The following is a 21,616-nucleotide window of genomic DNA, read 5'->3' as shown; positions in this document are numbered from 1 at the left end:
CTCTAAAAATTCAACGATATTACTTTGACTGATAATGTTTTATGTAATTTAGGAAATAAATCTCAAATTTAATGTTTAAGCTGGAAGGGTCATGGGTAAAAAATACTATCTGAGCAATTTAACTCTAAAAGATAGAGGTGCTTCCTATGAATCTTTCAACCAAGCAGGAAATGTGTTTCTTTTACCATCCGTCTTCCGGGAAAGATCTATTTATCAATATGGGCCACACTCGTCTTTATGGAAAAAGCTTGAACATCGAGGCTTCTTCCCAGTTTGGGACTATGAAGGTGGTCCTTGCCGGGCATCTTGGTACATCCACGATAGAAAAAATGGATGAGTTCTTGCTTAAATATAAATCTCACTTTAAAAATTGCAAGGACATTTCAATCGACATCAGCAAGCTGGATTTTATCAATCAGTTTGGTGTTGCCGCTCTGGTCGATCTGGTTTGTTTACTGAAGCACGAGGGTCTTGAAGTGTCCATTCGCCGTTCTGAAAACAAGGCAGACCAGGTACTGCGGAAAGCCGGTTTTTATGAATGGCTGCAGGAAAATTAGAATAAGCTTGATTCCCGTTCGATTGGGAATCAAGCTTTTTTTGTTATTTCAGCTTTTCGATATCTTGGATGATTTCTTCAAATGGCGGGTCTGATACGCCCTCGTATGTTTTAAGGAGCGTCCCCGATTCACCGGCCAGGAAAAAAGAAGTCGCATGAACGAACTGGTTCGAACCTTCCACTTTAGCGGCAGGGGTCTTAAACGAAACATTTGCAAATGACTCGATTTCCTCACGGGTATAGCCGGTCAGGAACGACCAGTTATTGTAGTCTGCTCCGTGGCGCTTGCTGTATTCGGCCAGAACTTCCGGAGTATCCTCCTCGGGGTCGATTGAAATAGAGACGAGCTGGACATCATTTTGCAGACCGGCTTCCTTAATTTTCTTTTGAAGTTTCGCCATATTCGCCGTCATCGGGAGGCAGACCGTATCACAGTTGGTGAAGATGAAGTCTGCGATGAGGATTTTATCCTTATTGAGATCCGATAACCGCACCTTCTCACCGTTTTGATTTTCAGCCTCAATCTCCCCGACCTCGACGCTCATCGGAAATGATTCCTCCACATTTCCCTTGCCGCACCCTGCAAGTACAGCCGCAAGTATTCCCGCCAGCACAACAACCCAAAATTTCTTTATCATAATCTCCCCCTTACAACAAAGGTCCGCCCCTGCACTGCATGTAAGCAGCGAGGGACGGGCCTTCAAATTAGTCGATGAATTGTGTGTCGATCAGGTCTGTGAATTCCGGTTTTTCTTTCAGGAATTTCAGTTCGTGTGATGAGTCGGCGAATGCCTGCACAGCGTCAGAGTCAACTTTATAAGTGAATCCTATGCGCTCCCAAGCCTGGTCGACGACTTCTTTGCTAAGTTCCTGTTTTGTTGTTTCTTTTATATCGTTGATTGTGATTTCCTTTGCTTCTTCTGGGTTTTCAGCGATGAACTCTGTTGCCTGTTTGTGGGCGTCAACAATTTTTTGGATGCGGTCCGGGTTCTCATTCACTGATTTTCCGGATGCCACAAGTACGGATGCAGGAAGGGTTTCACCGAAAGATACCTCGTCATGGTCAATGATGACCTTCGCGCCAGTTTCCTGCTGGATCACTGCTGCCCATGGCTCAGGTGCCACGGCGATATCGACTTTGCCAGACTTCAGCATTGCCGCGTATTGAGCAGGATTTCCTGTAACATGCTTCATCGTTCCGCCGATACGCTGAGACTCGATGCCGTGTTCTTTCAGGAATGTCTCGACTTGAACGTCATGCGTACAGCCTACAGCCGGGGTGATGAATGATTTTCCTGTGAAGTCTTCGACGGAGTTGACGCCGCTTTGTTCACTGGCAAGCACGACCGTACCGCCTGTGGAGGCACCGGCGATGATCTTCACATCCGCACCTGTCATGTAGTTGTTCATGGCAGGACCCGGTCCGACAAGTCCGGCGTCGATGTCGCCGGTTTTAAGGGCGGTCATGAAGGATGAACCGTCCGGGAATGTCTTGTATTCGACCTTCGTGCCGTCCCCAAGCTGTTCTTCGAAATAGCCTTTATCCTTTGCCACCATCGCAGGGACGTGGTTGATATTCGGGAAGTAGCCGATGACGATCTTTTCTTTGTCCGAAGAAGATCCGGACGTTTTGCCTGATGTTCCGCATCCGGCTAAAATACCGGTGAAGAGGAAGAAAATCGCTGTAAAAAGGAAGATTTTTTTCATTTTGTGGCCTCCTAATGGGTTTTATGGGTGAGTAACTGACTTTTGTCAGGGTGCTCATTACGTAATTGTGTAATGATGGAGCGTTTATTATCAAAAATAACACTTTTATTATCAAATAACGGAATATATTATCAAAAACCAGCCATTTATTATCAAAAATCCAATTATATTATCAAAACCAATATTTCAGGCAAATCGGCCGAAAGAATCAAGCAGCCCCCTAAGACTCCAGCCCCCAGCGCTTCATAACCGACTTCTCGATCCGCTGGAAGATCAGCTGATCCACAATCGCCCCGACGACACCGATGATGATCATCACCGCAATCACGAGACTCATGTCACCGAAGTCCGACGCATACCGGAGCGTGTAGCCGAGTCCGGGTCCGGTGCTCAGCAGCTCACCGGCCATCAAGGCTCTCCATGCAAATGCCCATGCAAGCCGCGATCCCGTTACCACATATGGAATCGAAGCGGGGAAGATGACCCGTATGAACAGATCCAATCCGCGGGATCCCATCGTCTGCGCTGCCCTGATGAACAGCGGCGATACATTCTTGATCCCCATCCGGATATTCAGCGCCATGACGAAGGTTCCGCCTAAGATGACAACGAAGATAACCGATTTTTCGTTCAGCCCGAACCACATGATCGCCAGCGGGAGCCAGACGATGCTTGGTACGCTTTGCAACGCAAGCAATACTGATCCAAGCGTGTCGTCGGCCGTTTTTGATTTTGCCAAAAGCACACCGATCGAGGTTCCGATCAAAAGGGAAATCCCCAATCCAATCAGCAGACGTTTGAAACTTGCGATCAGGTCGATGATGAGAGTCTGATCGGATATACCGGCAGCCAGCGATTCAAAAACCGAAGTAGGAGAAGGGAGCACAACCTCCGTCCACAACCCGAACCGGGAACCTGCTTCCCAGAAAGCGATGATGACTGCAAAGAAGATGATTCGTTTAAGAGCTGTGTTCATGGGCTAATTCCTCACTTATGACTTTGTCGATTTCCTTCTTCAGGTAGCTCATGATGTGCTCCTCGAGCTTTACCATTTGGTCCTTATGAGCGTCCCTTGGGCGGGGGATCTCCACTTTGATGTCTGCCAGGATCGTCCCGGGGCGTGTGCCCATCACGATGATCCGGTCTGATAGTTTGATGGATTCCGAGATGCTGTGGGTGACAAAGAGGACCGTCTTTTTCGTTTCCATCCAGATGGTTTCGAGCTGTCCGTGTAGGCGTGAGCGGGTCTGTTCGTCGAGTGCCCCGAATGGTTCATCCATCAAGAGGACTTCAGGATCCATCGCAAGCGCTCGAGCGATCGCGACCCGCTGCTGCATACCTCCTGAAAGTTCGTGGGGATAATGGTCATGATAGTTTCCAAGCTGCACCATATGTAGATATTTTGCAGCCTGCTGCCTCGCTTCGGCTTTGGACATTTCTTTTTTCAATGGGAACGTCACATTGTCACGTACGTTCAGCCATGGAAAAAGGGCTGCCTGCTGGAACACCATGCCGCGGTCTTTTCCGGGTTTCTTGATCGGATTACCTCCGACGGTTATCTCGCCGGTCGTGGACTTGGTAAGTCCCGCCACGATCGAAAGCAGCGTTGACTTCCCGCACCCTGAAGGACCGAGGATCGATACGAATTCGCCCTTGTCGATCTCGAGGTTGATGTCCTTCAATACATCGACCGGTGTCCCGGTTTTATCATTATATTGTTTGTTCAGATGTTCGATTTGAATGAACAAATAATCACCTTTCCCTATAATTCATATTAATCTAATCGGAATTTAATGAATTTAATTATAGTATATTAGTAGGGATTGTCAAGGTTGCTTGTATATTTATTGAAAGGGTATTTTTGTAAAGTTAAGGGACTGCCGGACGAAGGTGGAAATTGGTGCTCGAATAATCACGGTGAAGCCAGCCAAGAGAAAAGGCCGGTTGCGAATTCGCAATCGGCCTTTTCTCTAATTCTCCAACCCATATAACTTCAACGCCATCTGAATATTCAATAGCTGATCCGGCATATCCAATCTGCAGTCGAGCAGTTCCTCGATCCGGTTCAGCCGGTAATGCAGCGTGTTTGGATGGATGTGGAGGACGTCGGCTGTCTCCTTTACATTCCGGTTATGGTTTATATAACAGGTCAGCGTTTCCAGGAGGTCATTCTTTTTCTTGGAATCATCCAGCAGCGAGCCGATTTGATCCATGATGAACCCTTCTATATCATCAGCAGGCGTCTGCATCAGCAGCCGGTACATTCCAAGCTCTGAATAATGGAGGATTTTCGAATTCAAGCCGTGCTGCTTGATGAAGTATAGGACCTGATTGGCATCTTTTGAGGATTTATGGACCTCCTGCAGTCCTTTCTTCCATCGGCCGATTCCAATATGGATATCGAAGGAGGGGGAATTCTTTTTTGCCGCAGCCGCCTGTTTATGGAGGAAAGCATCGATGCGCTCGGTTTCCCCGCTGCGCTGATTTTCTGATTTACAGGAGAATAAGATCACCATTTGATCATGTTTCAATAGAATCAAAGAGTCTTGCAATTCGAGCTGACACTTCCTGTAAAAGGTATGGATCATCCTCCTCCGCTCAAGCAAGCCTTCCTCCGCTGATGAAAACGCCTGTTCAAAATGGAGGGAGGCGACCATGAACGATTGTTCCGGATGGATATCCAGCTGTTTTGCGTGATGGAGGAGGGCGTCACTCATATTCCCTTTCAACAGCTGATCGAGAAAGTCGCCTTTCATTTTCTGCTGAGTATCAAATATGGCTTCTTCTTTTAATATTTCCAGCGACAAGACAGTGCAGGCGTGCTCCATGGCGGCGGTATTGATCTCATTCAGCGGTTCTTTTGAAAAGACGGCAAGAACCCCGAACAAATCGGGCATCAAACCAATCGGGAGCAGGAGCATATGATACTCATCGCCATCTGTTTGAAATAATAATGTCTGCCGATTCAGGTGATTGGCACTCATCGAACGCACTGCATGATCGTTCAACGCTTCCATCACATCAGAGGACAGGCCATTTTCGCAGCAGGAAGCAAGTTCTTCCTGGCTGCGGTCAAACAGAGATAAGTTGACTCCCATTGCGCCATGCAGGTAATCGATGATGTCCTGCAGGTTTTTTCCTTTCAGTACAAGGTCGGCTAGATCCCTGTGCAGCCTGACAGATTGAGAGAGCATTTCATTATGGTTTGAAATCTGCCTGTTCAATTCCTTGAACTGATCGAGCGCAAGGGACTTTTCATGATAAAAGTTTCCTTTTTCGATTGCGATGGCAGCCTGATGGCTGATCGCTTTCAAAAGCTCGACATCCTCTGTGCTGAACTCTTTGTCCTCCTGAAAAGAATCGATCGTAATTACGCCGATCCCTTCATTTTTCAATAGTATTGGTGCGCAAAGCGTGGAAAAAGGATATCGGGGAATCGACCTTTCCATGATATCCAGATTCCTGGGTGTCAGGGAGCGCGTGGTGGTATGGACTTCGCGCATAGATTGAAAGATCTGGCATTCTTTTTTCACAAAGGTCTGTCCTGTCATGGATTCCCCCGGTTTTAGATTCAGTTGATTCAGGATCATCGAGTCGAAACCGGTAGTCGATTTTGCCACAAGCGCATCCTGGTCCGGGTCATATAAAAACAGGACACCGCCATCAGCTGCGTCAATCACGGAGATGGTTGTCTGCAAAATAGAATCCAGAATGGTCTCAAGATCAAGCGAGCTGTTCAAAACATTCGAAACATAGATGAGGGATTTCAGCTGTCTGTAACTCAAGTTTTCTTTCATATTTCGTCCAGTCCCTTGTTTTTTCATCTATTATACTATCTTTCTGAACGGGCTGCTGAAGGGACTGCAGCAGCGTTCTCTTCAAGGTAGGAAACGGCCGAACTCAACAGGACCTTCGCTGCATTCAGCATCGCATCTTCATCGATATCAAATTTAGGATGGTGATGGGGGAAGACGGCATCTTTATCCGGATTTCCTGCGCCTGTAAAAAAGAAAGTACCCGGCACTTTGTTGAGATAATGGGAAAAATCCTCTCCGCCCATCATCGGCTCGATTTCAAAGACAGCTTCCTCTCCCATGACATTGCTTGCACAAGAGGCAAGGAGCCCGGTTTCTTTTTTATGATTAACGACAGCCGGGTAGCCTTTTGCATAATGAAAATCATATTCGGCTCCATACCCTGAACAGATTGATTTCAGGTAGTTTTCCATTTCTTCGATGATGAATTGCTGCACTTCTTCATCAAAAGTCCGCACGGTCCCAATGATGACAGCCTTGTCAGCGATAATATTGAAGGCATCCCCTGCATGAAAGGAACCAACTGAAACGACAGCAGGGGAGAGTGGATTCACGCGCCGGCTGACAATCTGCTGAAGCCAATGCAGATAATTCATCCCGACCATGATGCTGTCTACCGTCTCATGAGGAGAGGCGCCGTGGCCGCCTTTTCCCTGAATCGTAATTTCAAACCTGTCGGCGGCTGCCATGATCGGCCCTGAGCGAACCCCGATTTTCCCTACCGGTATCGTCGACCACAAATGAGTGCCGAAGATAGCATCCACTCCATCGAGGCAGCCGGCCTCGATCATCGGTTTTGCTCCACCCGGGGCCACTTCTTCCCCGAATTGATGAATCAACACAACATTGCCTTTTAAAAGATGCTTATTTCGCTGCAAAATTTTGGCGGTGACCAGCAAGGTTGCGGTATGGGCATCGTGTCCGCAGGCATGCATGGCACCATCCACCTTTGAACGATACGGTACATCCTTTTCATCCTGAAGGGGAAGGGCGTCGAAATCGGCCCTGAGGGCAACAGTTTTACCCGGAAGGTCCCCCTGAATTTTGCCGACCACTCCGTTTCCCCCAACCCCTGTTTTCACTTGAATCCCTAATTCGGTCAAATAGGCAGCTATATACTCCGGTGTATGTACTTCTTTAAATGAAACCTCAGGCCGCTCGTGCAAATATCTCCTTAATGAGACCATTTCATCAAAAGATTCCTGGAGCTGAGAAAGTAATGGGTTCATTTTGCAAAACTCCTTTGAGTTAAATTAGTAAAAATTATAAATTGTTTGGAAACTGGAAGCTATAGAGAATGATAACAACTTTCGGCCACCTTTTTGTGCAGTCACACAAAAAGATGGTTGTAAAAGGATTTTATTGCGAGATAGCACCTCATTGTATATAAGCACAAAAAATAAAGTGGATTTTTGTAATTATCTATATAGAATTTGCTGAAGGATTCTGTGATAATCGGTAATAATTAAAATTTTCAGAAAAATAAACGAGGTGATTCTATGGAAGCCGCAAGAAAAAGCAGCTCTTCATCTGCTGCTGCTCAAAAAATTGAAAAGAAAAACTGGTTCGGAAAAATGCTTGATTTTGTAGAGCGATCCGGGAATAAGCTTCCAGATCCCGTTACGCTTTTCATTATTTTCGCTATTCTGGTCATCATCTTGTCGCATATAGGGGCACTTGCCGGATGGAAAGCGGTCAATCCTTCGACAAATGAAGAAGTAGTGGCGGTCAGCCTGCTGACTGCAGAAGGCTTCCAGCGGATGATGACGAATATGGTGAAGAATTTCGCCGAATTCCCTCCGCTTGGACTCGTCCTTGTGACCATGATCGGTGTAGGTGTTGCAGAAGGTGTCGGTTTGATCTCCGCCCTGTTGAAAAAGGTGGTCCTGTCGACATCTCCCAAGCTGATCACCGTGTCCATCGTGTTTTCAGGGATTTTGGCCAATATGGCAGGTGACGCAGGATTCATCGTGCTTCCGCCTATCGCCGCCATGGTGTTCGCGAGTGTCGGCCGCCACCCGATTGCCGGGATGGTTGCGGCATACGCTGCTGTCGCCGGAGGCTTCAGCGCAAATCTGATCGTTAATATGCTTGACGCCCTGCTTGCAGGGTTCACACAGTCGGCTGCTCAAATCGTCGATAAGAGTTTCACTGCGAATCCGGCGATGAATTGGTACTTCCTCGCAGCCTCATGTCTATTCATCATCCCGCTGGCTGTCTGGGTCACAGAGAAGATCGTCGAACCGCGTCTGCCGGAATACAAAGGTCCGAAAATGACATTGGACAAGCTGACCCCGCTGGAAGGAAAAGGCTTGAAGTGGGCAGGCATCGTCACGCTCGTCTTCTTGGCGCTCGTCGCTTTGACGGTTGTACCTGAAAATGGGCCATTGCGCGGAGAAAACGGCTCGATCGTCATTTCGCCGTTCATGAACTCGCTCGTGCCGATTATCATGGGATTGTTTTTATTCCCTGCTCTCGTGTATGGATTCATCACAAAAGAACTCCGCAATGACAAAGATGTCGCTCAATCAATGGCTGTATCGATGGGCGGGATGGGGATGTACATCATCCTTGCATTCTTTGCCGCTCAATTCATTACGTATTTCAACTGGAGCAACCTGGGGGTCATCATGGCCATACAAGGGGCGGACTTCCTGAAAAACCTTGGATTGACCGGATTGCCTTTATTGATCGGGTTCATCCTTATCAGCGCATTCCTGAACCTGTTCATCGGAAGCGCATCTGCTAAATGGGCGATCCTCGGTCCTGTATTCGTGCCGATGTTCATGCTGCTGGGGTACAGCCCTGCTTTCACGCAAATGGCATACAGGATCGGTGACTCGATCACGAATCCGATCACTCCGATGTTTGCCTACTTTGCGATCTTACTGGCGCTGGCTAAAAAATACGATAAGAACCTCGGGCTGGGCTCCCTGATCGCAGTCATGCTTCCGTACTCCATTTTCTTCGCACTGGCATGGATCGTATTCTTTGCCATCTGGTACTTCCTGGGCCTTCCGCTTGGTCCTGGTTCCGGGATCTTTCTGGATAAGTGATTGCCGGAATCGCTATTAAATGAAATTTTCGTACCCGGCTCATGAATATACCGAGCCGGGTTTTATATCTTTATGGCGCAAGCAAGACCTGGCCTGCTTTCAAATTCATACAATAAAGGAGATAAAATAACATGACCTCAACCTACACACTTGAGAGACATTTACTCGAACTTGATGACTGTCCGGACTATCCGTCAATAAACAACCGCGAACTTGCTGAGAAACTTGCCGCCCTGAACGAATTCGGAACAGCGCCCTCAGGCGGGTTCAATCGTCCTCCTTTTTCAGAAGCAGAACGCGGTGCAGCAGCTCTTTATAAGGGATGGATGGAGGACCTGGGAATGATGGTCCGGGAAGATGAAGCCGGAAACTTGTTCGGGAAGTGGGGAGGGAAAGACCCGTCCCTCCCGTGCATCATGACCGGTTCACATCTCGATACCGTCCCTGACGGCGGGGCTTTTGACGGGGCGCTTGGCTGTCTCAGCAGTCTCCTGGCTGTAAAAGCACTGAAGGAGCAAAGATTCGAACCCCGGCGCTCCATTGAAATCGTCGTTTTTGTAGACGAAGAGGGGTCCAGATTCGGCCATGGTTTATTTGGGAGTCAGGTAGTGATGGGGGAGGTGGAACCCCAGTCGCTTCATCATTTTACTGATGAAGCGGGCATTACGATGCACAGGGCGATGTCTGAAGCAGGTCTCGACCCGGAGCATTTGAAACATGCAAAAAGAAACCCTGAAGACATTTCCTTTTTTCTCGAACTTCATATCGAACAGGGAAAACAATTGGAGAATGAAAACCTTCATATAGGGGTGGTGAGCGGAATCGCCGGTCCTTCCTGGCGGAGCTTCACTTTTAACGGCAGCACTGATCATGCCGGAAACACCCCGATGACGATGCGTAAAGATGCCTTGGCAGGCGCAGCCCAGTTCATCACAGAAGTAGAAAAGCTGCCTTCAACAGTAAGCGGGACAGCGGTTGCTACAGTCGGGAGGATCCAGGCATTCCCCAACGGTACGAATGTGATCGCAGGTAAGGCCGTTGTTGACGTGGATGTGAGGGATATATCACTGGAAAACCGGAATGAACTTCTTAAAAGAATTACAGCGAAAGCCAAAGAAGTGGCATCCGGAAGGGATTTGGAGGCAGATGTGAAAAAGGGGATAGAAATTGCTCCCGTCCCGGTGAAAAAGTCCATCCTGGATAAGATGGCAGAAATTGCAGAAAAGGAAGGATTCGCTTACAAAGTCCTCCCGAGCGGCGCCGGTCACGATATGATGAATATAGGAAAATACACAGCCGGCGGCATGATTTTTGTTCCTTCCCATAACGGGAAAAGCCATTCTCCTGAAGAATGGACATCTCTTCCCGATTGTGTGAGGGGTGTAAAAATGATGAGTGAGTGTTTGAAAGAATTTTCAAGCTGAGGCTTGACTGCTTTCTCTCTAAATATAAACTTTATTAAAAACTGTCAAAGAGGGGGCCGGCGCGCTCCCTCTTTATTTTTAGTAAAAACATCCAGTAAAATATTTAAAATATTTTTACTAAAATGTTTACTATAACAGCGCTTTCATTTATACTAGCTTTAAAGTTTACTAAATCAGTTACTCTAACGTTTGATAGGACTAACTAGAAAGCAGTTTCGGAAGAGAGGAGTTTCATCATGATCTTTACAGTTGTATCCTTCTTGTTATTTACACTACTTGTAGCATTCATCTCGTACTGGAAAACGAAGGACGAAGATTTAAGTACGCAAGATGGTTATTTCCTTGCCGGACGCAGTTTGACCGGCTGGGTCATCGGGGGCTCGCTGATGCTCACCAATTTATCGAAGGACAGCTGATCGGGCTGAACGCCCAGGGCTATTCCGATAATATGTCCGTGATGGGCTGGGAAGTCGGATCTGCGATTGCACTCGTCATTGTGGCGTTTTACCTGCTGCCGCGTTACTTGAAAGGCGGGATCACGACGATTCCGGACTTCCTGGAAGAACGGTTTGATTTCGGAACAAAGCAAATCGTTACGATCCTGTTCTTGTTCGGATATGTGTTCAATCTGCTTCCGCCCATCCTGTACTCTGGAGCAGTTGCGCTGAGCGGGATCTTCAATGTCCCTGAAATGCTCGGGGTGGACCGGACGACGGCACTCTGGATCACGGTATGGACAATCGGTGTCATCGGTTCGCTGTATGCCATTTTCGGTGGACTGAAAGCGGTTGCCGTATCCGACACGATCAATGGTATCGGACTTTTGATCGGTGGATTGATGATACCGGTCATTGGATTGTTTGTACTTGGAGACGGCTCTATGTTCAACGGTGTGAACACCATTATGGAAAATACGCCCGAGAAGCTGAATGCGATCGGCAAGCCGGAGGACCCGGTGCCGTTCAGTACGATGTTTACGGGGATGCTCCTTGTAAACCTGTTTTATTGGGGGACTGCGCAGCATATCATGCAGCGCGCGATTGCCGCCAAGAACCTGAAGGAAGGGCAGAAGGGTGTCCTGATCGCAGCGATGTTCAAATTGCTCGGACCTTTCTTCTTGATCCTGCCGGGAATCATCGCATTCAATATGTTCGGTGAAAACCTTGAACCGACGGATGCGTACCCGAGACTTGTGAATGAAATCCTGCCGACTCCGCTAGTCGGGTTCTTTGCAGCCGTACTATTCGGTGCGATTCTGTCTTCATTCAACTCGGCGTTGAACTCATCTGTCACTCTATTTATCTTGAATATTTACAAGCCTTATATGAAACCGGGGGCTTCCGACAAGCAGCTTGTCAAAACCGGGAAGTACTTCGGAACGCTCTTGGCAGTGTTTGCAATGGTACTGGCGCCGCTGATCGAAAAAGCGCCGCAGGGGTTTTTCCAGTACCTCCAGATTGTAAACGGTTTCTATAATGTACCTATTTTCACGATCATCATCATCGGTTATCTGACGAAACGCGTGCCTGCAATTGCCGCGAAAGTTTCACTGTTCGTGTTCATTTCGGTTTACGCAGTGACGCAGCTGTTCTGGGATACGGGACTGCACTTCCTGCACATCCTCGGGATCCTGTTCGTCCTATGTTCCGGTCTGATGCTGTTCATCGGGAAGATCAAGCCGAGGGATACGGATTATGTTCTTGAGGAATCCCATAAGGTCGATATGACACCTTGGAAGCTTGTTTACCCAATCGGGATTGCAGCGACCATCGCAATGATCATCATTTATATGGTCTTCTCTCCTGTGGGGATCGGTGCATAATACGTATACAATCGAACAGTCAGGTGGCTTCGCCTGGCTGTTTTTTGAAAAACTGCGCTATGGTCTTCGCAGTTATTTTGGTAAGTTCAGATGAAATTCCAGTTAAAATAAAAACTTAGTAAAACTTTTACTAAAAGTTTATTGACGGACAAACGCGCTTTGAATTAACATGATATTGGAAGCGGTTACGGATTCAGAGTGCACCCGGCCGCGGGATGAACAAATGATAGAATGACAGATTTGTTTTTATATAGGAGGAATCAGGATGGATTATCAGAAGCTGTCTGAGAGCTTTCAGCATATATTCAACTGCACTGCAGAACAGGCATTCTTTGCACCCGGCCGTATCAATTTGATCGGGGAGCACACGGATTATAACGGCGGTCATGTGTTTCCATGTGCGATCACGTTCGGCACGTATGCATTTGCCCGCAAACGTGAGGACCGGATGGTCAGGATGTATTCGATGAACTTTGAAGAAAAGGGCATCATCGAGTTTGAACTCGGCAGCCTGAATTTTGACAAGAAACATGATTGGGCAAACTATCCGAAGGGTATGATCCGGTTTTTAACGGAAGCCGGCCACACAATCGATTCCGGGATGGACGTCATTTACTGCGGCAATATTCCGAACGGGGCAGGTCTTTCTTCTTCGGCTTCAATCGAACTTGCGACCGGGGTAATGCTCGAAGGATTGTTCAACCTGGATACTGAAAGGCTTGAGCTGGTAGAAATCGGTCAAAAAGTGGAAAATGACTTCATCGGTGTGAACAGCGGGATCATGGATCAGTTCGCAATCGGAATGGGGAAGAAGGGGGCAGGCATCCTGCTTGATACAAATTCCCTTCAGTATCAGTACGCCCCGATTGATCTTCTGCACCATAAAATCATCATCATGAATACGAATAAGCGCCGCGAATTGGCAGGATCCAAGTACAATGAGCGCAGGCAGGAATGCGAAAATGCGCTCAAGAGCCTGCAGGGTGCAGTCGGGATCGATTCACTCGGCGACTTGACGGAAGAGGAATTTGAACAGCATAAGCACGTGATTGCTTCTGAAACGGAACGGAAGCGGGCCAAACATGCTGTCTATGAAAACCGCAGGACCCTTAAGGCACTGGCGTTTTTGAAAAACGGACAGCTTGAAGAATTCGGGAAGCTCATGAATGAGTCACATGTGTCGCTTCGGGATGATTATGAAGTGACCGGAAAAGAGCTCGATGCACTTGTGGAAGCGGCCTGGAATCAGCCGGGCGTCCTCGGGGCAAGGATGACCGGTGCCGGCTTCGGGGGCTGTGCAATCGCAATCGTGGAGAACGACTATGCGGACCGCTTTATCAAGGAAGTCGGTAAAGAATATAAGAAGGAAATTGGCTATGAAGCGACATTTTATACAGCAAGTATCGGTGATGGTGCAAAAAAATTAGACAAAGAGGTGATCGTATGAACGTGTTAGTTCTTGGCGGGGCAGGATATATAGGATCTCATGCAGTCTATCAGCTGGTGGAAAAAGGATACCGCACGATTGTCGTGGATAATCTCGAAACGGGGCATGAAGAGGCAATCCATAAGGATGCGGTCTTCTACAAGGGGGATATCCGGGATAAGGAATTCCTTCGTTCTGTCTTTGAAAAAGAAAGCATCGACGGCGTTATCCACTTTGCCGCCAATTCTCTGGTGGGCGAATCGATGGAAAACCCGCTGAAGTACTTTGACAACAACGTATACGGCACACAGGTTACGCTTGAGGTAATGAAGGAATTCGGCGTGAAGCACATCGTCTTCTCCTCCACGGCTGCCACTTATGGGGAACCGGACCAGGTGCCGATCACGGAAGATATGGTGACGAATCCGACCAACGCATACGGTGAGACGAAGCTTGCGATGGAAAAGATGATGAAGTGGTGCGACGAGGCATACGGAATCAAATTTGTATCGCTTCGTTATTTCAATGTGGCGGGTGCGAGGACGAACGGTGAAATCGGTGAGGATCATGATCCCGAGACCCACCTCATCCCGATCATCCTCCAGGTTGCACTGGAGCAGCGGGAGCATATCACGATCTTCGGTGAAGACTATGATACACCGGACGGCACGTGCATCCGAGATTATATCCATGTCGACGATTTGATTGAAGCTCATCTCCTGGCCCTCGAGCATCTGAAGGAAACCGGAGAGAGCAATGTCTTTAATCTGGGTAGCAGCCAGGGCTTTTCTGTAAAAGAAATGATCGAAGCCGCCCGCAGTGTGACCGGACACCCCATCCCGGCAAAGGCCGGGGAAAGGAGAGCCGGTGATCCCAGCAAGCTGATCGCCTCTTCCGACAAAGCAAAGAGCGTTCTTGGCTGGAGCCCATCGAGGACCTCGATCGAACGGATCATCGGTGATGCGTGGAACTGGCATGAGAATCATCCGAACGGCTATCGTGACAGAAAGGGAGAGTGATGGACATGACCATTATCCGTCAAGTCGACGCGCTGATTGAAAAGGCGCTGGAAGCTGATTTGATAACGAAAGAAGATGAAGTGTATGCACGAAACCGGGTGCTGGCTTTATTGAAGATTGAAGACTATCAGCAGGATCAAACACCCTGTCCGGGGGATCTGGACATTCCAGCCTTACTTGAAGTGCTGACTCAATATGCAGTGGAAAAAGGGATAGTTGAAGACATGTTCGATAAGAAGGAAATCTTCTCTGCCCATGTAATGGACTGTTTCATCGCGAGACCGTCTGTCATCAATACAGAATTCTTCCATCGTTACGAGAGTGACCCTAAGGAAGCGACGGATTATTTTTACCAATTGAGCCAGGACAGCAATTACATCCAGATGAAGCGGATCAAGCAGAATATCAGCTATAAAGCGGCGACTGAATACGGCGGGCTCGATATCACCATCAATCTGTCGAAGCCTGAGAAGGATCCGAAACAGATTGCGATGGAAAGGGCGATGCCGAAGAAGGAGAATAAATATCCGCAGTGCCTGCTATGTGTCGAAAACGAGGGGTACGCCGGCAGGATCGGTCATCCGGCACGTGCCAACCACCGGATGATCAGGCTGAACCTCGGGGATGAAGACTGGATGCTGCAGTATTCTCCATATGTGTATTACAACGAGCACTGCATCGTCCTTTCGAAAGAGCACCGTCCGATGGAAATCAGCAAGAGCGGATTCGAACGTCTGCTTGAATTCGTCCATCAATTCCCGCACTATTTTGCAGGATCGAACGCAGACCTGCCGATCGTCGGCGGCTCGATTTTATCGCACGACCATTATCAGGGCGGACGTTATGACTTCGCGATGGCGAAGGCCGAAAGCGAGTATAGGTTTACACTTGAGAGTTATACAGGTGTCGAAGCTTCCATCGTGAAGTGGCCGATGTCGGTGATCCGCTTGAGTTCTTCTGAAATGGCGCCGCTAGCGGGTGCAGCAGATGAGGTCCTGTCGCGCTGGAAAGAGTACAGCGACCCGGAAGTCGGCATTCATGCATACTCGGGGGATACCCGGCACAACACGATCACACCGATCGCCCGCATGCGTAACGGCAAATACGAACTTGATCTGGTACTCCGTAACAACCGGACGGACGACGAGCATCCGATGGGCATCTTCCATCCGCATGCAGACGTCCATCATATCAAAAAAGAAAACATCGGTCTCATCGAAGTCATGGGTCTCGCCGTCCTGCCGGCCCGCCTGAAAACCGAACTTCAGGAAGTTGAAAAAGCACTTCTGGGTAACGGGCATAACGTCGAAGACATCCATCTTCCATGGGTCCGGGAAATCAAAGAGCGCTGCGGCAGCGAACTAACCGAACAAAACGTCAGCGGAATCGTCCGCAAAGAACTCGGCCGCAAATTCTCCCGCGTCTTAGAAGACGCCGGCGTATTTAAACGCGATGAACAAGGGCAGCAGGCGTTCAGGAAGTTTGTGGATGGTTTGAATGGTGAGAGATAAATCTTTATAGAAAAGCAGCCTAAGGGGCGCGACGGTTTTAGGTTGACCCTGTCAGGCTGAGGAATATTTATGGGCCGGAACCGGATCCAGCTTTTGATTGTAGTGGAAGGCGAAGACTCCTGCGGGAATAGTAGCTAAAGTGAGACCCCGCAGGAGCGCGAGCGGCGAGGAGGCTCACGGGCTGCCCGCGGAAAGCGAAGTCTTCCAAGGAAATCAAAAGCGGCGTTAAGCAGCCAATATTTTAAATAAACAAAAAGCCCAAAGAGGAGAAAGGTGATAAACATGTACCTAGGAGTGGACTACTACCCCGAACACTGGGATCATTCCCTGATCGACGAAGACCTTACCCGCATGAAAGAAATGGGCGTCAATATGATAAGAATCGGCGAATTCGCCTGGCACCTCATGGAAAAACAAGAAGGGAACTTCGACTTTTCCTTCTTCGACCATGTCATCAAAAAGGCCAGGAACGAGGGGATCAACGTCATGTTCGGCACCCCGACCGCCACATTCCCGGCATGGCTTGCAACTAAACACCCGGATATCTTGATAGAAGATATCAACGGAAATAAAAAATCATTCGGCGGCCGCCGTCAATACTGCTTCAACTCTGAAACCTACGAAACATACTCCCTGCGCATCGTCGAGGAGCTGGTCAACCACTACAAAAACGAAGAAGCGATCGTTTCATGGCAGGTCGACAATGAATTTGGACACGAAGGCAGCGACATGTGCTACTGCGGCCAGTGTTTAAAAGCATTTCAGCAATTTCTCGAAAAGAAATACGGATCCATAGATGAACTGAATAAACGCTGGGGGACGATTTTCTGGGGTCAGAACTACAATGATTTCTCGGAAATCCCTGTCCCGAAAGTGACGGTCACCGTCCATAATCCTGCGATGATGCTGGACTGGGCACGTTTCAGGTCTGCTTCACTAGCGGGATTCGCACGCAAACATATCGAGCTTGTCAACAAACTGAAGGGCGGGCACCAGACCGTGACAACGAATCTGCCGGGCGGATTCTTTGATAAATGGTTCGACCACAATGAATTTTCAAGGGAACTGGATTTCGTTTCGTATGACAACTACCCGGTATGGGGAGGCTTGAAGGAGCCGATTTCTCCAGCCCATTTGTCCATGACACTTGATTACGTCCGAGGCTTGAAGAAAGAGAATTTCTGGATCGTCGAGGAATTGATGGGGGCACAGGGCCATGACATCATCGGCTATCTTCCGCGTCCGAACCAGGCGAAGGCTTGGGCATGGCATGCGTTTGCGCACGGATGCTCGAACATGCTGTTCTTCCGCTGGCGCGGGATGAACAAAGGTGCCGAGCAGTACTGCCTTGGAATCCTTGACGCCAACAACCGCACTACCCGTAAATACAAGGAAGTCCAGCAGTTCTTCAATGAGGTTAAAGAGTACAAAACACTTTTCGATTCACCGGTGAAATCGGATGTCGCACTTGTTTACGATTTTGACACGATCTGGTCGTGGAGGAATCAGCAGCAAAACGCCAGCATCGACTACACGGAAGAGATCCTCCGGCTTTATGAGCCTTTCCACAGGCAGAATACATCCATCGATGTGATCAAATACGATCAGGACTTCTCTGATTATAAAGTGCTCCTCCTGCCGGTTGCCAAAGTGATGGACCGCGAGCTTGCCGGCCGCCTCGAGGAATTCGCGGAAAACGGCGGAACCGTCGTCATGTCCTACCGTGCCGGCGTGAAGGACCGCGATAATAATCTGGTATTTGGAAACATGATCCCGGGGGAACTTTCCGGTCTTTTGGGAATCGAAGTTGAAGAATCAGAATCGCTGCAGGCGGGTGAAGCAGCTCCGGTAGTTCCAGCAGAAGGCGGTTCCGTCTCGAAAGCCGTCTCCTGGCGGGATCTTGTAAAGCCGCTGACTGCACGTACTCTCCACCGCTACGATGACCGCTTTTACAACGAGTATTCCTGCGTGACCGAAAATGATTTCGGCAGCGGGAGAGCCTACTACATCGGTGCAGGCGTTGAAGGGGAAATCATGCATTCACTTGCAAAGACGATCGCCGAAAATTCAGGGCTTAAAACAATCGAATCCAACCATGGTGTGGAAGTCATCACGAGAACGGCGGAAGGAAAAGATTACCGGGTGGTCGTGAATCATAACGGGCACGAGGAAACATTCAACAGTATCGAACTCCAGCCGTATGAGTGCCGCATCATCGAGGTGTAAAGGAATGGATATCAGAAAAGAAGCATTCGGGGACCTGAATGGACAGCAGGTCGATTCCTATACGTTAAAAAATGACCATGGCATGGAAGTGTCCTTCATTACGTATGGCGGGGCTGTAACGAAAATTCTTGCACCGGATCGGAATGGCCGTCTTGAGAATGTCGTCCTTGGCTTTGATACACTGGACGACTATATCGGGCACACCCACTATTTCGGTGCAATCGCCGGCAGGGTAGCCGGAAGGATCGGGAACGCGCAGTATTCCTTGAATGGTGAAACAATTGATCTGACTGAGAACGAAGGACGCAATCATCTTCACGGCGGCAATGAAGGTTTTAATTGCGTGAACTGGCATGAGGAAGAAGTGAATATAGCTTCAGACAGTGTAAGTGTGAAGCTTTCTTATCACAGCCGTGATGGGGAAGAGGGATATCCCGGTAACGTGAAGGTATATGCGGCATATACATTGACAAATGAGGGAGGGTTCCTCATTGAATATTCGGCAGTACCCGACCGCGATACACCGATCAACCTCACGAGCCACAGTTATTTTAATTTGAGCGGGGACGCCAGCAGCCCGATATTGGACCACACCTTACAAATCGAAGGGGACGCTTATCTTCCATTGAACGGGGAGAACCTCCCGGCTGGAGAGATACGACCGGTTGAAGGGACCCCATTCGACTTCCGGCAGCCGCGCACCATTCTGGATGGGATGGGTGACTCGAAAGAAACCAAAGAGGGCTATGACCATCCGTTCACCTTGAAAAAAGATGGAAAGATCGTACTTTCACATGAACGAAGCGGCAGGATGATGACCATTGAAACCGACCAGCCGTCCGTCGTCCTGTACACCGGGAACTTCCTAACGGGCGAGCGCCTGAGCGGAGGGAACACAGCCGGAAGGCACAAGGGACTGTGCCTCGAAACCCAAGGTTATCCCGATGCAGTCAATCACCCGCACTTTCCGTCGGTGATGGTCAAAGCGGGGGAAGAATACAGGGCATCTACTTCGTATATTTTTTCTGTGGATAAATAGAATCATGAGAAAAGGACGGGCCTTTAGTGAGACAGGGGCCTGTCCTTTTTTTGTGGGTAAGAGGAAGGTGCGCGGTGCCAGGCACAAATGGTCTGTTTTGAGCCAGGCACCGGTGGGTCTGAGAGAAGATTGTTGTACCTGGTACAAACGACGTCAATTGTACCAGTTACAGGAGGTTGGCCAGTCACCCCTTCATTAATGTCCTGGACAATCATTGAAAAGGTTTTCACTAAAAGAGCTGTTTATCGTTTTATCCCGCATGAATTGGGTAACTTTATAATAAATACCAATAAATACTTATTTAACAGGAGGGAAACGATGATCAGCCAAACACGCGATATTGTCCAGAAATCACTGGACGCTTTGCTCGAAGATGAACATTTTTTACCGGAATTGCAAGGGGAATCGAGGGAACAGGCTTTCACCTCGCTGACAGCCATTCTATCCACACCGAATCATGTACATAAGTCGTATTTGAGGGTGCCGCTTGAGAACGGCCGGGTCGACCGGGTCCCTGCTTTCAGGGTGCAGCATAACAATGCCCTGGGTCCTTATAAAGGAGGGATCCGGTTTCATGAATCCGTCAATGAGGATGAAGTGGTCAACCTGGCTTCGCTTATGACACTTAAGAATTCTCTCCATGATGTTCCGTTCGGCGGGGGAAAAGGAGGGATTATCCTCAATCCGCGCGATTACACCGATAAAGAGCTGAACTTGATTGCGAAGAAATACGTTCAGTATTTCAGTGACGTCATCGGACCTGATAAGGATATCCCGGCACCTGACATGGGCTCCGGCGAACGTGAGATGGACTGGATGATGGCAGAGTATAAAAGTATCCATCCCGGCAATCCGTACAGGGGCAGCTTCACTGGGAAAAGTGTCGTAAACGGAGGGTCCCTGGGACGCCGGGAAGCGACCGGAAAGGGAGTATTTTTCACCTTTCGCTATATGATGCATGATTTTATAAAGAACCAGAAAAATCTCCTTACCAATACGGATAATATTTTTGCCAGGACAGCGCAGAAATACGAAGGGAAGCCGCTGACCATTGCCGTTCAGGGATTTGGTAATGTTGGATCGGTTGCAGCGCTGGAAGCATACCAGTCCACCCACCTGCAGAACAAAGTCGTCGCAGTCAGCGACAGGAATGTCACTCTTTATAATAGTGACGGTCTGGATATCCCTGCTCTGATCGAGTTTACAATGAAGAATAAAGGGGACCTCCCGAAATCGGGCGATCAGCTGCAGGAGATTGATGTGAAGGCAGAGATATCAGATCGTGAAGATGTGCTGTACCTCGATGTGGATGTACTGATCCTTGCTGCCCTGGAAGATCAGATCCACAAAGACAATGTGGAAAAAATAAAAGCAGGCATCCTGGTAGAAGGAGCGAATGCCCCTGTAACGACAGAGGCGGACCAATACTTGAGCGATAAGGGAGTCATCATTGTACCGGATATACTCGCCAATGCCGGCGGTGTCATCGTATCCTATTTTGAATGGCTGCAAGGGCGGGAAACTCAGTTCTACTCAGAAGAAGAAGTGTTCAGGCTCCTTTACGAAAAGATGCAGTCAACACTGGATACGGTACTTCCGCAGTTCTTCGGCGATCCATTCCCGCTCCGCCAGAACTGCTATATCCACTCGGTGACCAAACTATCGACCGTTCTCTATAGACAAGGAAAACTTTACTGAATCAACGCAGCGGGGGACGGGCTTTTAGCTTGCTAAAGGCCCGTCCCTTTTTTAATTAAGCGCGAATTCGGGCGGGTGCCAGGCACAAAAGTGTTGTTTTGTGCCTGGCACCAATTTTTTTAGTGACTGTACCTGGTACATGAACCCTCTAATGTACCAGGTACACATCCCGCAAATTGTACCAGGTACACCGCACACGATTTGTACCAGGTACATCTACACCCCGCCGCTTCCCCCCCTCTCTAGCTCCTCTGAAATCAAGAAAAACCCCTCGCCGACCCCTTGCTCCATACTTTACTAAAATAATAAAAATTTTA

Annotated in this window: 17 protein-coding genes and 1 pseudogene; 12 read left to right on the top strand and 6 right to left on the bottom strand. The window is 48.6% G+C overall.

Features of this window, described 5'->3' with window-relative positions; translation table 11 throughout:
- Positions 1–146: 146 nt before the first annotated feature.
- Positions 147–557, top strand: a complete 411-nt coding sequence (locus BHE18_RS17525; protein ID WP_071619805.1) for an STAS domain-containing protein — start codon at positions 147–149, stop codon at positions 555–557.
- A 43-nt stretch (positions 558–600) separates the two neighbouring features.
- Here BHE18_RS17525 and BHE18_RS17520 read toward each other — a convergent pair whose 3' ends face one another.
- The 6 genes from BHE18_RS17520 to BHE18_RS17495 form a co-directional block, all read right to left on the bottom strand.
- Positions 601–1,194 carry an SCO family protein gene (locus tag BHE18_RS17520; RefSeq protein ID WP_071619804.1) on the bottom strand — a complete coding sequence of 198 codons (594 nt, stop codon included), beginning with the start codon at positions 1,192–1,194 and terminating at the stop codon, positions 601–603.
- Between the two features lie 67 nt (positions 1,195–1,261).
- Positions 1,262–2,263 (bottom strand): aliphatic sulfonate ABC transporter substrate-binding protein, encoded by a 1,002-nt coding sequence (locus BHE18_RS17515; protein WP_071619803.1) that lies wholly within the window; start codon positions 2,261–2,263, stop codon positions 1,262–1,264.
- A gap of 220 nt (positions 2,264–2,483) precedes the next feature.
- Entirely contained in the window at positions 2,484–3,239 is a 756-nt protein-coding gene (locus tag BHE18_RS17510) for an ABC transporter permease (protein ID WP_071619802.1), read from the bottom strand.
- On the bottom strand, positions 3,223–4,011 hold the full coding sequence (locus BHE18_RS17505; protein WP_071619801.1) for an ABC transporter ATP-binding protein: 789 nt from the start codon (positions 4,009–4,011) through the stop codon (positions 3,223–3,225). Before BHE18_RS17505 ends, BHE18_RS17510 begins: the two co-directional genes overlap by 17 nt.
- Before the next feature lie 222 nt (positions 4,012–4,233).
- On the bottom strand, positions 4,234–6,060 hold the full coding sequence (locus tag BHE18_RS17500; protein WP_071619800.1) for a helix-turn-helix domain-containing protein: 1,827 nt from the start codon (positions 6,058–6,060) through the stop codon (positions 4,234–4,236).
- Between the two features lie 35 nt (positions 6,061–6,095).
- Positions 6,096–7,307, bottom strand: a complete 1,212-nt coding sequence (locus tag BHE18_RS17495) for an amidohydrolase (RefSeq protein WP_071619799.1) — start codon at positions 7,305–7,307, stop codon at positions 6,096–6,098.
- 270 nt (positions 7,308–7,577) lie between these two features.
- On the opposite strand from BHE18_RS17495, the gene BHE18_RS17490 reads away from it, so the two are divergent.
- The 11 genes and pseudogenes from BHE18_RS17490 to BHE18_RS17445 all read left to right on the top strand — a co-directional run bounded on the left by BHE18_RS17490 (position 7,578) and on the right by BHE18_RS17445 (position 21,299).
- Positions 7,578–9,134, top strand: coding sequence for an AbgT family transporter (locus BHE18_RS17490; RefSeq protein ID WP_071619798.1), 1,557 nt, complete (start codon positions 7,578–7,580; stop codon positions 9,132–9,134).
- 131 nt (positions 9,135–9,265) lie between these two features.
- On the top strand, positions 9,266–10,558 hold the full coding sequence (locus BHE18_RS17485) for a Zn-dependent hydrolase (RefSeq protein WP_071619797.1): 1,293 nt from the start codon (positions 9,266–9,268) through the stop codon (positions 10,556–10,558).
- Positions 10,559–10,794: 236 nt separating this feature from the next.
- Complete coding sequence (locus BHE18_RS23665; RefSeq protein WP_235860364.1) at positions 10,795–10,974, top strand: hypothetical protein; 180 nt, start codon at positions 10,795–10,797, stop codon at positions 10,972–10,974.
- Between the two features lie 32 nt (positions 10,975–11,006).
- Positions 11,007–12,380: a solute:sodium symporter family transporter gene (locus BHE18_RS17480; RefSeq protein ID WP_235860363.1), complete on the top strand. Its 1,374-nt coding sequence runs from the start codon at positions 11,007–11,009 to the stop codon at positions 12,378–12,380.
- A gap of 265 nt (positions 12,381–12,645) precedes the next feature.
- Positions 12,646–13,827, top strand: a complete 1,182-nt coding sequence (locus tag BHE18_RS17475; protein WP_071619796.1) for a galactokinase — start codon at positions 12,646–12,648, stop codon at positions 13,825–13,827.
- The gene (gene galE, locus BHE18_RS17470) at positions 13,824–14,825 is read left to right on the top strand and encodes a UDP-glucose 4-epimerase GalE (protein ID WP_071619795.1); all 1,002 of its coding nucleotides are present in this window, start codon (positions 13,824–13,826) and stop codon (positions 14,823–14,825) included. Before BHE18_RS17475 ends, galE begins: the two co-directional genes overlap by 4 nt.
- A gap of 5 nt (positions 14,826–14,830) precedes the next feature.
- Positions 14,831–16,336: a UDP-glucose--hexose-1-phosphate uridylyltransferase gene (gene galT / locus BHE18_RS17465; protein WP_071619949.1), complete on the top strand. Its 1,506-nt coding sequence runs from the start codon at positions 14,831–14,833 to the stop codon at positions 16,334–16,336.
- Between the two features lie 69 nt (positions 16,337–16,405).
- Positions 16,406–16,585, top strand: a pseudogene (locus BHE18_RS24005) (hypothetical protein).
- Between the two features lie 33 nt (positions 16,586–16,618).
- Positions 16,619–18,562: a beta-galactosidase gene (locus BHE18_RS17455; protein WP_071619794.1), complete on the top strand. Its 1,944-nt coding sequence runs from the start codon at positions 16,619–16,621 to the stop codon at positions 18,560–18,562.
- Between the two features lie 4 nt (positions 18,563–18,566).
- A complete protein-coding gene (locus tag BHE18_RS17450; protein ID WP_071619793.1) occupies positions 18,567–19,601 on the top strand; it encodes an aldose epimerase family protein in 1,035 nt (344 codons plus the stop codon).
- Between the two features lie 318 nt (positions 19,602–19,919).
- On the top strand, positions 19,920–21,299 hold the full coding sequence (locus tag BHE18_RS17445) for a Glu/Leu/Phe/Val family dehydrogenase (RefSeq protein WP_071619792.1): 1,380 nt from the start codon (positions 19,920–19,922) through the stop codon (positions 21,297–21,299).
- Positions 21,300–21,616 lie beyond the last annotated feature (317 nt).

Origin of the sequence: Rossellomorea aquimaris, assembly GCF_001877785.1 — a bacterium.
GTDB lineage: Bacteria > Bacillota > Bacilli > Bacillales > Bacillaceae_B > Rossellomorea > Rossellomorea aquimaris_A.
This window is presented reverse-complemented; position numbering and strand designations above follow the sequence as displayed.

Coding starts and splice junctions, on each gene's coding strand:
- BHE18_RS17525 (WP_071619805.1), top strand. CDS start 147: ATGAATCTTTCAACCAAGCAGGAAATGTGTTTCTTTTACCATCCGTCT.
- BHE18_RS17520 (WP_071619804.1), bottom strand. CDS start 1,194: ATGATAAAGAAATTTTGGGTTGTTGTGCTGGCGGGAATACTTGCGGCT.
- BHE18_RS17515 (WP_071619803.1), bottom strand. CDS start 2,263: ATGAAAAAAATCTTCCTTTTTACAGCGATTTTCTTCCTCTTCACCGGT.
- BHE18_RS17510 (WP_071619802.1), bottom strand. CDS start 3,239: ATGAACACAGCTCTTAAACGAATCATCTTCTTTGCAGTCATCATCGCT.
- BHE18_RS17500 (WP_071619800.1), bottom strand. CDS start 6,060: ATGAAAGAAAACTTGAGTTACAGACAGCTGAAATCCCTCATCTATGTT.
- BHE18_RS17495 (WP_071619799.1), bottom strand. CDS start 7,307: ATGAACCCATTACTTTCTCAGCTCCAGGAATCTTTTGATGAAATGGTC.
- BHE18_RS17490 (WP_071619798.1), top strand. CDS start 7,578: ATGGAAGCCGCAAGAAAAAGCAGCTCTTCATCTGCTGCTGCTCAAAAA.
- BHE18_RS17485 (WP_071619797.1), top strand. CDS start 9,266: ATGACCTCAACCTACACACTTGAGAGACATTTACTCGAACTTGATGAC.
- BHE18_RS23665 (WP_235860364.1), top strand. CDS start 10,795: ATGATCTTTACAGTTGTATCCTTCTTGTTATTTACACTACTTGTAGCA.
- BHE18_RS17480 (WP_235860363.1), top strand. CDS start 11,007: ATGTCCGTGATGGGCTGGGAAGTCGGATCTGCGATTGCACTCGTCATT.
- BHE18_RS17475 (WP_071619796.1), top strand. CDS start 12,646: ATGGATTATCAGAAGCTGTCTGAGAGCTTTCAGCATATATTCAACTGC.
- galE (WP_071619795.1), top strand. CDS start 13,824: ATGAACGTGTTAGTTCTTGGCGGGGCAGGATATATAGGATCTCATGCA.
- galT (WP_071619949.1), top strand. CDS start 14,831: ATGACCATTATCCGTCAAGTCGACGCGCTGATTGAAAAGGCGCTGGAA.
- BHE18_RS17455 (WP_071619794.1), top strand. CDS start 16,619: ATGTACCTAGGAGTGGACTACTACCCCGAACACTGGGATCATTCCCTG.
- BHE18_RS17450 (WP_071619793.1), top strand. CDS start 18,567: ATGGATATCAGAAAAGAAGCATTCGGGGACCTGAATGGACAGCAGGTC.
- BHE18_RS17445 (WP_071619792.1), top strand. CDS start 19,920: ATGATCAGCCAAACACGCGATATTGTCCAGAAATCACTGGACGCTTTG.